Below are 13,784 nucleotides of genomic sequence, written 5' to 3'. Positions count from 1 at the left end.
TAAAATGACCTCAATTTCCAACACAGTTGGAAGCTGAGGTCATTTATGTTATTCAAGGAGAATTGGAAGGAGAGTGGGGGGTATCGAATCAGATCATATAACAAAAAAGAACCTGAATAGTTTACTCAGGTTCTTTCATATTGCATATAAAAAGACGTGATGATATAATCAGATCACGACTCCGAAGTCGAAGAAGACATAGAATATGTATCTTACACTTTAAGAATACCACGCCTTTAAATCTTTGTCAAATGTTTTTCTCAATTTAATGGTTAGGAGAGATGTTGAATGAGTTCTTTAGTTCTCGGTTTTCAGGAAATGGACAATACGCAGCTTTCGCTCGTTGGCGGAAAAGGGTTGAATCTAGGGGAATTATCAAAAATGGCAGGTATACAAGTTCCAGAAGGATTTTGTGTTACAACAGTAGGATATCAAAAGGTAATCGAACATAACGAAACGTTTCAATCATTGTTGGATCGGCTAACGTTGCTAAAAGCAGCAGATCGAGATCAAATTAGTGAAATCAACAAGCAGATTCGACAAATCATTATAGAAGTTGAAATTCCATCCGAAGTTGTGAAAGCAGTGACTCACTATCTCATCCAGTTTGGTGATGAATATGCCTATGCGGTACGTTCTAGTGCGACTGCAGAGGATTTGCCACATGCCTCATTCGCTGGTCAACAAGACACCTATTTAAATATCATCGGACTCGAAGCCATTTTGCAGCATATCAGCAAATGCTGGGCATCCCTATTTACGGATCGCGCGGTAATCTACCGTATACAAAATGGATTTGACCACAGGCATGTATATTTATCCGTTATCGTTCAAAAGATGGTATTCCCGCAGGCTTCAGGCATTTTATTCACCGCTGATCCCATTACTTCTAACCGAAAGCTTCTATCAATCGATGCCAGTTTTGGACTTGGAGAAGCATTGGTCTCTGGCTTAGTATCTGCCGATTGTTATAAAGTGCAGGATGGGGAAATCGTCGATAAAAGGATAGCTACCAAAAAAATAGCAATCTATGGACGAAAAGAAGGCGGAACAGAGACACAGCAGATCGATACTGCGCAGCAGCAGACTCAAACGCTTACTGAACAACAAATTTTACAACTGGCACGCATCGGAAGACAGATTGAAGCTTATTTCGGCCGTCCTCAGGATATCGAATGGTGTTTGGTTGATGATGCATTTTATATTGTCCAAAGTCGGCCAATCACTACTTTATTCCCGATTCCTGAAGCGAATGATCAAAAAAATCACGTTTATGTATCTGTCGGCCATCAACAAATGATGACCGATCCGATGAAACCATTGGGACTGTCTTTTTACATGTTAATAACTCCTGCACCTATGCGTAAAGCTGGTGGAAGGTTGTTTGTTGATGTTACGCATATGCTGGCTTCACCTGTCAGCAGAGAAACTTTTATAAATACCCTGGGAAAATCCGATCCACTCACAAAAGACGCGTTTTTGACCTTAATAGAGCGTGAATATATAAAATCGTTGCCAGATGATAGAAAAGAACCGAGTCCCGATAATAGCAGTAAAGGCAAGTCGTCTGCAGTTTTTCAAACACAAATCGATAACGACCCGGCTATCGTTTCTGATTTGATTAAGAACAGTCAAATATCGATAGAAGACTTAAAACAAAACATTCAAACGAAATCAGGAGCAGCTTTATTTGATTTTATTTTGGAAGATCTCCAGGAATTAAAGAAGAACTTATTTGACCCGCAAAGTACAAAGGTTTTTATGAGTGCTATGAATGCTTCGTCGTGGATTAACGAAAAAATGTACGAGTGGTTAGGTGAAAAAAACGCAGCAGATACGCTATCTCAATCTGTACCAAACAACATTACTTCGGAAATGGGTCTGGCTCTATTGGATGTCGCAGATGTGATTCGTCCTTATCCGCAAATCATTGATTATTTACAACATGTAAAAGATGATAACTTTTTGGATGAACTGGTTAAGTTTGATGGTGGACAGGAAACGCAAGTCGCTATCAATGCTTATCTGGGCAAATACGGAATGCGATGCGCCGGTGAAATCGATATTTCCAGAACGCGTTGGAGTGAAAAACCAATTACACTTGTCCCTATGATTCTCAGCAATATCAAAAACTTCGATCCTAATGCCGGCAAACGGAAATTTGAGCAGGGGCGACAGGAAGCTTTAGAAAAAGAACAAGAGATATTAGATCGATTGAAGCAATTACCGGATGGTGAACAAAAAGCTGAGGAGACAAAACGAGTGATCAGCCTAATCCGGAATTTCATCGGCTATCGTGAGTATCCCAAATACGGCATGATCAATCGCTACTTCATATACAAGCAGGCTTTATTGAAAGAAGCCGAACAACTCGTACAAGCTAGTGTTATTCATGAAAAAGAAGATATATTCTATCTCACTTTGGATGAACTTCACGAAGTCGTACGCACAAATAAACTGGATTATCAGATCATCAGTAAACGAAAAGACGATTACCATTTTTTCGAAAAACTAACTCCCCCGCGTGTAATCACGTCTGATGGTGAAATCATTGCGGGTAAATACGATCGAGAAAATATCCCAGCCGAGGCAATTGTAGGTCTTCCTGTTTCTACCGGAATTATAGAGGGGCGAGCACGTGTCATCTTAAACATGGAAGCTGCTGTTCTGGAAGATGGAGATGTATTAGTCACCGCGTTTACTGACCCTGGCTGGACTTCATTGTTTGTATCCATTAAAGGACTAGTTACTGAGGTCGGAGGGCTGATGACCCATGGAGCCGTTATCGCACGTGAATATGGTTTGCCAGCAGTTGTCGGGGTGGAGAACGCTACCAAAATCATAAAAGATGGGCAACGAATTCGCGTGAATGGAACAGACGGGTATATCGAAATATTATCATGATACAATACGTCAGGTATGAGTCTCTTTCGTGACATAAAGCACCCCCATAATCATTGATTTTGGGGGTGTACTATAAAAGTATATTTATTTGCGCTTTATCAGATTTCGAGTTTGCGGGTGCCAAGCCATTTCACCATTTCAGGATCGCGATGGGAAAAAAACAGGCTCTGCTTCGTATCTAACGCAGCAATTAGCTCCATATCCGCTTGATCTAATTCAAAATCGAAAATATTGAAGTTTTCGATTATTCTTTCTTTTCGAACCGACTTAGGAATTACAACGACTTCTCTTTGTGCCAGCCAACGTAGAACGACTTGAGCAACGGATTTATTATACTTTTCTGCTATAGGCACCAATACCTCATTCTGGAACATGTTATTTTTTCCTTCGGCAAAAGGCGCCCAGGATTCGATCTGAACATGATGCTCTTTCATAAATTTCGCGTTGTCGATTTGCTGATTGAAAGGGTGTGTTTCAACTTGATTTACAGCTGGAGCCACTTCATTATGAATAATCAAATCGATCAGACGATCCTCATGAAAATTGCTGACTCCAATGGCCCTGACCTTACCTTCGCGATACAATTCTTCCATCGCGCGCCAAGAACCGTATACATCTCCATACGGCTGATGAATGAGATACAAATCCAAATAATCTAATTGCAAACGCTTCAGTGAATTGTCGAATGCTTTTTTTGTACGATCATAACCGGTATCCTGTACCCAAAGTTTCGTAGTGATAAATAATTCCTCTCGTGATACACCACTACGTTTGATCGCTCTGCCAACTGCTTCCTCATTTAGATAAGAGGCAGCGGTATCAATCAGCCGATAGCCCGCCATAATAGCGTCATAAACGCTTTGTTCGCATTCACTTTCATCTTGAATTTGAAAAACACCAAATCCGAGTAGAGGCATCTCAACACCATTGTTCAACGTTACATTTTGCATATAAAATCCTCCAATATTATGAATGATTATGTGTTTTTCACATTCTTATTATGCACGATATGATAAAGCGGTCGTTATCCCATTCGTGTCAAATGTTTGCCTAATCCTCTCACAACCACTTATTTCACATATAAATATGGACTATAATCGAACTATACAGTAAAACGAAACGGAGAACATCAAATGTCTAAAAAAGTCACACGGCAGAATGAGCTCGCAAGCATCATTGAACGGTATCTAGAAGAGGACGGAGTTCAAAGTACGGCTATTCCGTCTCTATATATTATGCGCCGTTCAATAGCGTCTGGGCCGAGTCACGGCGTGTATAAACCGTCCTTCTGTTTGGTTGCACAAGGGGAGAAGGAAGTATGGCTTGCGAAGGAACGTTTTATCTATAGTCCTGCCGATTACCTAGTAGCATCCGTTCATTTGCCTGTTACTACTCAAGTCACTGAAGCCACTCCCGATGTGCCTTATTTAGGTCTCAGGCTTGAGTTTACACCTAGTCAAATCTTAAAGGTTTTACATGACACTGAACTTCGAGCTAACCCTAAAGAAAGCTCAAAACGAGCTATGTTTGTAAGCCATATTGAATCGTCACTATTAGATGCGGTCATCCGATTATTACGTCTATTAGATTCACCTGAAGATATTTCTATGCTCGCCCCATTATATACGGAGGAAATTCTTTATAGGGTGCTGCAAGGTCAGAATGGAGACATGTTAAAAGGAATTGTGATGGAAGAGAGCTCGATCCGCCAAATCAGAGATGTTATTGAACATATTATGAATCATTTCAATCATTCCTTTCGGATCGAAGAGCTTGCAGAAATAGCGAATATGAGTATTTCATCGTTTCATCGACATTTTAAAGACGTAACAGCCATGAGTCCTATTCAGTTTCAAAAACAAATGAGACTACAGGAAGCTCGGCGTCTGTTATTAACGGAGTCAGCAGATGCCACTGATGTTGCATACCGAGTAGGTTATGAAAGTACATCCCAATTCAGCCGTGAGTATTCTAGAATGTTTGGATTTCCTCCGATACAAGATATCAAACATCTTAAAGCATCGACGTAAGCAGTTGATGTGCATCTATAGTATTACTATTTCTGCCTAAAAAAAGAGCGGCTCAAAAAAAGAAACAAGGCAGTACTGACACCATTTCAATCAACCGTAAGCTGATTTGGTTTCCACTGATTGCTTTCATTCTTCTATTTGCGGTAAATGCCATTAAACGGTATCATCACGCCAATGTTGATTGTAAACGAGCTTCATGGTACACATACAGACGTAGGGCTGGTTGTTAGTATCTGTGGCGGCTTGGAAATTCCCGTTATGATTGTGCTAGGTGCCTTGGGCAAAAAGTTATCGAACCATTTACTATTGATCGGCGCCTGCTTTATCGCAATCATTTACAATATTATTATAAGTGTTTCAACGCATTCCTGGCAGCTTATCGCAGCTCAGCTTTTGCAGGCAGTGTTTGTCGCTATTGTTATGGGCAATGGACTAAGCTACTTCACGGAACTGCTTCCAGATTCACCGGGAATGTCCTCAACCATATATTACAATGGGTCTATTATCGGGAGGTTAGCGGGTAACTTAGGCGGCGGTATCATTGCTCAGTTAAATAGTGAGGGGATGGACTCTGTCGCAAAATTGCACATCAAATGACATCAAACTGAACTAAACTTTGTCCCTTCTGTATGCTATCTTAAATCTGTAATGCTATTAATGGAAAGTTCACTTCATACATATTCATGAGGAAGAAGGATTGCACAATGAGTAAAAAGCTGCGTATCGGGATAATCGGAACTGGTGGCATTGCCAGAGCGCATGTATCGGCATACAAAAAGCTGCCGTACGTCGAGATTGTAGGTGTGGCAGATGTCATTGCGGGTAAGGCGCTCGCGTTTGCAGAAGCCGAAGGGTTGAAAGAAACAGCTTCATTCGACAGCCACACCGAGCTGTTGCGAATGGATTTGGATGGAGTCAGCATTTGCACGCCGAACGTATCGCATCATATCACGACGGTCGATTCTTTGCGCGCGGGTAAAAACGTTCTGCTTGAAAAACCGATGTCTGTCACGCTTCAAGAAGGAATTGAAATGACGCAGGCAGCGAAGGAAAGCGGAAAGATGCTGACGTTAGGCTTCCAACCGCGCTACGATCCGAATATGAAACTTCTGCAAACGATCGTGCAATCCGGGCGCCTCGGTAACGTCTATTACGTCGAAACGGGCGGCGGACGTCGCAGAGGTATGCCAGGAGGCACATTCATAAGTAAAAAGCTTGCAGGAGCAGGCGCAATGGCCGATATTGGGTGTTACTCGTTGGATATGGCACTAAATACGCTTGGATATCCTCGTCCACTAACCGTATCTGCATTTACGTCTAACCATTTTGGTACAAATTCGCTTTACCATCCAGAAGCGAGCAAGTTTGAAGTCGAAGATTTCGGCGTGGCGATGGTCCGTTTCGAGAACGATCTCGTGCTGCAGTTCAAAATATCTTGGGCGATGCATATGGATACGCTCGGAGCGACGATGTTCCTAGGCACGGATGCGGGGTTAAAAGTAACGCCGGCAGGTGCTGGTCCTTGGTCTGGAGTGTGGGACGGATCCGTCGGATCCATAACTCTTTATCATGATGAATTCGGCGGCCATACATCAACGCCGATCCCGCTGGTTCAGCATCAATTGAATCTGTTCGATCAAAAAGTGCATGATTTCGCTGAAGCGGTTCGGGATTCAAGACCGGCACCTATTCCAGGTGATCAAATACTTATCCAACAAGCTATCATCGACGGGGTGTTGCGATCAGCTGAAGCCCGTCGCGAGGTATCGGTGGAGCTGCCGTATTAATTTATTTGAGGAATGCATGAAGGGGAGGGGATTTTCCATATTGGCAAATCCTCTTTTTGTAGTACGCCCTTTAAATGGTCCAAATTTGCGTATATAAACAGGATGCTTGGACACAATAATTTGAGTTCATTGCGACTAATAACATGACCAGTAATAACAAGTATATTTTATGGAGCCGTTTGCTTGGAGAGACACAAATCTCCCGAAAGAGAGTGAAGCTAGTGATAACACCTGAACCGATAGAGTTGCACTACATAAAGCGACTTAATGACGAAGAGAATACGCTGATCGATGCGCTGCGAACAATAGAGATGCCTCCTGCAGCTGCATTACTCCTGGTTAGGAACGAGCTTAAAGGACCGTTGGAAAACGGGCCAATGGCAGAGATCCTGGACGGATTCTTAGCAAGGCATACTAAAGAAGGTGCTGACTAAGACTCGGAATATGTTCATTGTCTTCTTTGTGCTCATTTCATAGATTCTCGTCATCCGGCGCCGTTCAGCGGTTGATTAATCGTATTTTGCGCAAGTTTGAGCTAATTTTTGTGGAAAAATAAGTAATCAATTGATGCGGGTGATTGTACTGCATAATGGACAACATACATTTGATTTAACAACAAAGGGGGCAACTTTTTCGTGGGAATTTTAAGCGGTAATCCAAAAGATGAACCAATGCATTTCGGTGAAGTATCCAGTGTCTGGACAGCTTCTACTACAGCTAAAGCAGCAGTTTCTTTTTATCAAGCATATTTAAACCACGCAGGTGATAAAGACCTAAGGAAGTTGATTGAGGACTACATTGATCAAGCAAAACAAGAGATAAAAGAACTGGACGAAATACTTAATGCGAATGGTATCGCTTCTGCTCCAACAATGGCTGATAGGCCTAAAGCCAATCTCGAAGATATCCCTGTGGGTGCTCGTTTAGCGGATCAGGAGATTGCCACTGCGATATCTACCGACACAGCAGCTGGTGTTGTTGCTTGCACTCAAGCAATGGCAATGTGTATTCGCGAAGATATTGGTGCAATATTTGCAAAATATGCTGCCGCAAAAACGGTACTTGGCGGTAAAACCCTTAGAATGCTTAAGGATAAAGGATGGCTAGTTCCGCCTCCTTTACTTATCAAGAGACCAGAAACAGTTAATGTATAATTTCAAAAAAATAAAATTTAATAGTGGAGTTTAATTTGGCCTTTTTCATTTAATTGGCTTGGTCGGTTGAAAAGCCAAGGGGTCGACTTAAAATATCACACAAAAAATAACTCGCTTAGCTTAATGCTAGCGGGTTATTTGAATTAGATTTGTGTAAATGAACTTGGGACATGTCGGAGGATAAGGAAACCATTTAAAGTGACAAAGTATGGTCAAAGGACAAAAACATATATCGATGAAGTTCCGCGCAGAGCGAAGTTTATAGGCAAAGTAATTAATTTATAACACTACCTTGACAGTCAAGGTAGTGTGTCGTATTATACAGGTACGGGGTGATTAAACGAGTGAGAACAAAATTACATCCGATCTGCTGTCATACCGACACGATGATATTATGACTTTTATCTGAAGCTGATAATCGCTACATGAATATTTTAGAATTAACGAAAAGGGTAAAGCTGCTTACGCCCGCAACAAAAGCAACTGGAAAACGCAAAGCGCGTATTTAAAAACTTATTATAAGGGAGATGATGTTATGAATCAGAAATTGCCCCGCTCGTTGGAACGTAAGGTGGTAACAAACTTTAGCGCAAGCAACCTGGTGAATAGTGACTTTGCTGGCGTTACGGCCCATAAAGGACAGTTTAATGGCAGCGCGTTGCATGGTTCTGACTTTTCGGGCGCAGATTTGAACGGCAGTTCGTTTAAGAGCAGCGACATGCGCGAAGCTAATTTTGACGGCGCCAATCTAACGGACAGCAGCCTATCCGGACTTGACCTGACAAATGCAAGCTTCAATAAAACAATTCTTGTGCGAACCAATTTCAGCAAGTCGGGGCTTAATGGAGCCAAATTCACAGGAGTAAGACTGACCGACGTGACGTTAACACTGACCGATCTTAGAAAAACGATTTTTAAAGATTGTTTATTTGATGGGGTTGACTTCAAATACTCCGACTTGGGCGGTCAGCGTTTTGACGGGCAAACCTTTATTGGCGTGAAGTTTGATAAGGCGGCATTGAACGGAGTTTCGTTTAGGGGTGCAACGCTTAAAAATGTGTCTTTTATTTCAGGTTTTACGTTAACGAAAAAATATTATCGCGTCATTAAAACCATATGCTTTGACGGAGCGATGATGGATAAGTTGACTTATGCTTCTCTAAAGGGCATGGATGTCGATCTGTCTAAGGTTACTGTTATTTAAATTGGTTGATAAATCAGCTGGTGGGCAATGACATATGGTCCGGATGAAGTCCGCGGAATGAGCTGTACAATCCTTACGACGGAAAGGCGAAAATCATCTTCCAAAAAGAAGTGACGCTGGTTAATGGAAACTGAAAAACCTCCCTTTACAGGGAGGTTTTTTCCGTTGTCTCAGATAGGGTAGCGAGAAAGATAGCGAAGCGCTTACATATTGTGAGGTTTGTTATTTAAACCGCTTTAATAGGTGACATTCTTTCGAAAAAAGCGCATACAATTTACAAAAAATTAAACCGGTTTAACTTGCAACGGAGGTGATCGGTCGGATCTTCACGGCAGCCGAGAATCGGCAGAAGGCAAGAAGCAAAGGGAAGTGCAGCGGAAACAAGCATAGTTCATGAATGGAGGGGTTAATTTGAGGAGACAGAGGAAGTTTCTAGTCGTTCTATTAGTCATCTGTTCCATTATTGCCGCAGGGTGCACGAATAACAACAATTCGCCAGCCTCATCGGACGCGACCGAGAAGCCGAGAAGCGACAATAAGGCCGAGAACAAGGAAGAAGGCAAAGGCGGTGGAGGGGGCAGTGGCGGGACCGGCACGATAGCGGAGAAAGAAGCACCTATGCTCGCAAAGCTCGTAGCAGACGGCTCGCTCCCCCCGCTAGCGGAACGCCTCCCGGTCCAGGCAGACGTCATGGTAGAGCCCGTGGTCGAGCAGATCGGGCAATACGGCGGCGATTGGACGATGGCTTGGACGGGCCCGGGCGACAAGTGGTCCGTCGGACAACCGACGGAGGAGGCGCTTTTCCGGTTCAACAAGGACGGCAGCGGCGTCGAGCCGAACGTAGCCAAAGGCTATGAGGTCAACGAAAATTCGACCGAGTTCACCATCCATCTCAGGGAAGGGATGAAATGGTCCGACGGCAAGCCTTTTACCGCGAACGACGTGCTGTTCTATTGGGAGCATATGCTGACGAAAGAAACATTCGGCAAGGCGATCTACGATGCCTATTACTCGGTTGATCCGGTTACCGGCGATAAAGCGTTAGCTACGGTCACGAAGGTCGACGATTATACGTTCAAGGTCACTCACAAGTACCCGAGCGTACAGTTTCTCGAACGGGTCGCGATCGACAATAAGTGGTTTTTCGCACCGGCCCATTTCCACGAGACCATCTTGCCCGAGCTTGTCGGCGAGGACAAAGCGCTGGAGATCGCCAAGCAGTGGGGCTTCGAGGATACGACCGCCTTCCTGAAGGAAACCGGTTATTATTACTGGCTTTATCCGCAAATCCCGACGCTCCGGCCATGGGTGGCCAAGAACGATCCGAACAGCGACCAGTTCATTATGGAGCGGAACCCGTATTATTGGAAAACGGATCCGGAAGGCAATCAATTGCCTTACCTGGACCGAATCGTCGCGACGAAGATTCAAGATCCGAGCCAGCGGGTTCTCGGCACGCTGGCTGGCGACTTTAACTTATCCACGTTCGGGACGCAGGATTTCACCGTGCTGAAGGAAAACGAGAAGAAGGGAGATTTCCGCGTCATCACTTGGCAGCAGCCGGCTTGGATGACATCGGGCATCCAGCTCAACCAAACGATCGACGATCCTAACCTTCGTACATTGTTCCAAGATATCCGATTCAGGGAAGCGCTTTCCCTCGGGGTTAACCGCACTGAAATTACGGAAATCGTGACGAACGGCATCGCGGATCCGATTCAGGCTTCCGTCCAGGAAGGGCTCGTAGGCTACCAGGAAGGATGGGCGGATCAATGGTCGAGCTTCGATCCTGACCGGGCGAACGCGCTGCTCGACGAGATCGGATTAACGAAGCGCGACAAGAATAACTTCCGGCTGTTCCCCGACGGCTCTGACGTGACCCTCACGATAATGGACTCCTCGGAGGAGAGCGCCAATTACACCGAACTCCTCAAGAAGTATTACGAGGATATGGGCATTAAGACGAATGTGAAGCTTGTCGATCAAGCGACGCTGCAGGAGCTGAAGTATTCGAATCAGGTGCCGGTGAGCATCGAGAACATTTCCGTCGTGAACGTCGCTTACCGTCCCGATGCGCTCGTGCCGCTTCGCGTCCTTACTCCGTGGTATGGGCAATACGGCTTGTACGTTTCGTCCGGAGGTAAGGAAGGCATAAAGCCCGAGGGCGACGTCGCCAAAATTCTCGAGTACTGGGATCAGATCAAGGCGGCCGGAACGGCCGAAGAGATTAACCGGCTCGGCGACGAGATCGTCAAGCTGCACAAGAAGAACCAATGGGTGATTGGATATGCCGGCCCGACGCCGACTTTGATCGCCGCATCGAACAAAATGGGCAACATTCCGGAGGATCTGATCTGGGCCGACGAGTTCCGTTCGCTTGGAGCGGCCCACCCCGCGCAGTTCTATTTGAAGCCGTAACCTTTATTTCGCATACGTGTCGCAGTGGGCGGAGCGGGAGCTCCTCCCCTTGCGACGGCGTGTTCATTCTGAAGACATTCGCGCGATGCGAAATGGTCATGGGGAGGATAGGATAGCAGGTGCTACAGTACACGTTGAAGCGTATTTTACTAGCCGTCCTGGTCGTGTTTTTCATATCCGTCATCGTGTTCTACATCATACAGCTACCGCCCGGCGATTACGTATCCAATTACGCGGCCGAAATGTCCGTTGCCGGTGAGGTATTCACGCAGGAAGACATGGATGCGATGCGGGCGGATCTCGGTCTCGACCGTCCCGTTTACGAGCAGTACTTCATATGGGTCAAAGACATTGTAATGTACGGAGACTTCGGATTCTCTTTTAACTATAACAAGCCTGTCCTGGCCGTCATTAAGCAATATATGGGTCTGACGCTGACCGTATCCTTGGTCACGATGGCATTCCAATATCTAGTAGCAATTCCGATCGGCATCTACTGCGCGGTCAAGCAATATTCGATAGGCGACTATTTCTTCTCGGGGCTGAGCTTTCTTGGCATGGCGACGCCACATTTTCTAATGGCCGTCATTCTGATGTTCCTGTCCTACACGTGGTTCGGCGACCCGCTGCTCGGCTTGTTCTCCGCCGAATACGTGAATGCGCCATGGTCGATGGACAAAGCGATCGATCTGGCGAAGCATATGGTCATTCCGGTCATTGTCATCGGGCTATCCGGAACGGCGGATCTGATTCGCGTCATGCGGGGCCAGATGCTAGATGAGCTGAATAAGCCGAACGTCGTTACGGCAAGAGCGAAAGGCTTATCGGAGCGGAAAATTTTGTTCAAGTACCCGACGCGAGCGGCGCTGAATCCAATCGTCAGCACGTTCGGCTGGTCGCTGACATCGATCTTCACCGGGTCTACAATTACGGCAATCGTCCTTAATTTGCCGATTCAAGGACCGGTCATGTTCAATGCCTTACTTGGGCAGGACATGTATCTGGCAGGGACTTGGCTGCTGTTCATGGCGCTGCTGACGGTGCTCGGAACTTTGATTTCGGACATTTTGCTCGCGTGGCTGGATCCAAAAATTCGCACAGAATTCAGGGGAACGTAGACTATGAGACGAATACCGGTGTTCGGAAAAAGACAAGCGGTTATCGCTGAGCCGGCCAGGGACAAGGACGCGATCTACAGCTCGCAATGGAGGCTCATGTACGTAAGGTTCAAGAAGCATAAGCTCGCCCGGGTCAGCCTGGTCGTGCTGGCGCTTCTCTACGCGGGAGCGCTGTTCGCCCAATTTCTAGCCCCTTACGGGCTGGAAAACTACGACAGCAAATACGTGAACGCCCCGCCGATGAAACTGCGATTCGTCGATGCGGAAGGGAAGTTCCATATCAGGCCGTTCGTATACGAGCTGAAGTCGGGGCGCGATCCGGAGACGATGCGCAAAACGTTTACGTTTAACACGGAGAAGAAGTATCCGCTGCAATTTTTCGTCAAAGGGGAGAGCTACAAGTTTCTCGGACTCCTTCCTTCCTCCACGCATTTGATCGGCGTTGAGGAGCAAGGCCGCCTCTTCCTGCTTGGCACGGACGCGCTCGGACGGGACTTATTTTCACGCATTTTGCTCGGAAGCCAGGTATCGTTAAGCATTCCTCTGGTTGGGGTTGGCATCAGTTTTGTACTAGGCTTGATAATCGGCGGCGCGTCCGGCTATTTCGGAGGCTGGCTGGATTCCGTCATTCAACGGGTCATCGAAATTATCCGTTCCTTCCCGACGTTGCCGTTATGGATGGCGTTGTCCGCGGCGATTCCTCCGCGTATTCCGGTCGTCCGGATGTACATCTACATCGTTATCATCTTCGCGTTCATCGAATGGACTGGACTGGCAAGGGTCGTAAGGGGCAAGTTTATTTCTCTCAAAAACGAAGATTACGTCGTTGCCGCCAAAATCGCGGGCGTGAGCGACGCGAAAATTATCGTCAAGCATTTGCTGCCCGGTTTTATCAGCTACCTGGTCGTTGCCACGACGCTGGCGATTCCCGGCATGATTCTGGCCGAGACGGCCATGAGCTTCCTCGGACTCGGTATTCGTTCTCCAGCCACCAGCTGGGGCGTGCTGCTGCAGGAAGCGCAGAAGATCGATAATATCGCTTTGTATCCGTGGAAAATCATTCCGCTCGGGACGGTCATTCTTACCGTCTTAACGTTCAACTTTCTAGGCGACGGCTTGCGCGACGCGGCGGATCCATACAAGAGGTAGATCAAAATCCAAGGTTATAG

11 protein-coding genes are annotated in these 13,784 nt (G+C 45.8%); 10 read left to right on the top strand and 1 reads right to left on the bottom strand.

Annotated elements, in window-relative coordinates; all coding sequences use genetic code 11:
• The first annotated feature begins 288 nt into the window (after positions 1-288).
• Complete coding sequence (ppsA, locus tag AC1DF0_RS19145; RefSeq protein ID WP_477574998.1) at positions 289-2,904, top strand: phosphoenolpyruvate synthase; 2,616 nt, start codon at positions 289-291, stop codon at positions 2,902-2,904.
• 98 nt (positions 2,905-3,002) lie between these two features.
• Here the strand turns inward: ppsA and AC1DF0_RS19140 are convergent, their stop codons facing one another.
• Positions 3,003-3,854, bottom strand: a complete 852-nt coding sequence (locus AC1DF0_RS19140; protein ID WP_477574997.1) for an aldo/keto reductase — start codon at positions 3,852-3,854, stop codon at positions 3,003-3,005.
• 183 nt (positions 3,855-4,037) lie between these two features.
• Here AC1DF0_RS19140 and AC1DF0_RS19135 point away from each other — a divergent pair, with 183 nt between their 5' ends.
• From AC1DF0_RS19135 to AC1DF0_RS19095, 9 genes are all read left to right on the top strand, one after another.
• Complete coding sequence (locus AC1DF0_RS19135) at positions 4,038-4,934, top strand: AraC family transcriptional regulator (protein ID WP_477574996.1); 897 nt, start codon at positions 4,038-4,040, stop codon at positions 4,932-4,934.
• A 174-nt stretch (positions 4,935-5,108) separates the two neighbouring features.
• Positions 5,109-5,531 (top strand): MFS transporter, encoded by a 423-nt coding sequence (locus AC1DF0_RS19130; RefSeq protein ID WP_477574995.1) that lies wholly within the window; start codon positions 5,109-5,111, stop codon positions 5,529-5,531.
• Between the two features lie 107 nt (positions 5,532-5,638).
• Positions 5,639-6,721, top strand: a complete 1,083-nt coding sequence (locus AC1DF0_RS19125) for a Gfo/Idh/MocA family protein (protein WP_477574994.1) — start codon at positions 5,639-5,641, stop codon at positions 6,719-6,721.
• 221 nt (positions 6,722-6,942) lie between these two features.
• Positions 6,943-7,155, top strand: a complete 213-nt coding sequence (locus AC1DF0_RS19120) for a hypothetical protein (RefSeq protein WP_477574993.1) — start codon at positions 6,943-6,945, stop codon at positions 7,153-7,155.
• Between the two features lie 201 nt (positions 7,156-7,356).
• Positions 7,357-7,875, top strand: coding sequence for a DUF3231 family protein (locus tag AC1DF0_RS19115; protein WP_477574992.1), 519 nt, complete (start codon positions 7,357-7,359; stop codon positions 7,873-7,875).
• Between the two features lie 535 nt (positions 7,876-8,410).
• Positions 8,411-9,079 (top strand): pentapeptide repeat-containing protein, encoded by a 669-nt coding sequence (locus AC1DF0_RS19110; RefSeq protein WP_477574991.1) that lies wholly within the window; start codon positions 8,411-8,413, stop codon positions 9,077-9,079.
• 411 nt (positions 9,080-9,490) lie between these two features.
• On the top strand, positions 9,491-11,497 hold the full coding sequence (locus AC1DF0_RS19105) for an ABC transporter substrate-binding protein (RefSeq protein ID WP_477574990.1): 2,007 nt from the start codon (positions 9,491-9,493) through the stop codon (positions 11,495-11,497).
• 119 nt (positions 11,498-11,616) lie between these two features.
• A complete protein-coding gene (locus AC1DF0_RS19100) occupies positions 11,617-12,615 on the top strand; it encodes an ABC transporter permease (RefSeq protein WP_477574989.1) in 999 nt (332 codons plus the stop codon).
• Between the two features lie 3 nt (positions 12,616-12,618).
• Positions 12,619-13,764 carry an ABC transporter permease gene (locus tag AC1DF0_RS19095; RefSeq protein WP_477574988.1) on the top strand — a complete coding sequence of 382 codons (1,146 nt, stop codon included), beginning with the start codon at positions 12,619-12,621 and terminating at the stop codon, positions 13,762-13,764.
• The last annotated feature ends 20 nt before the right edge of the window (positions 13,765-13,784 follow it).

The organism is Paenibacillus sp. 05T425 (assembly GCF_056396205.1).
This window is presented reverse-complemented; position numbering and strand designations above follow the sequence as displayed.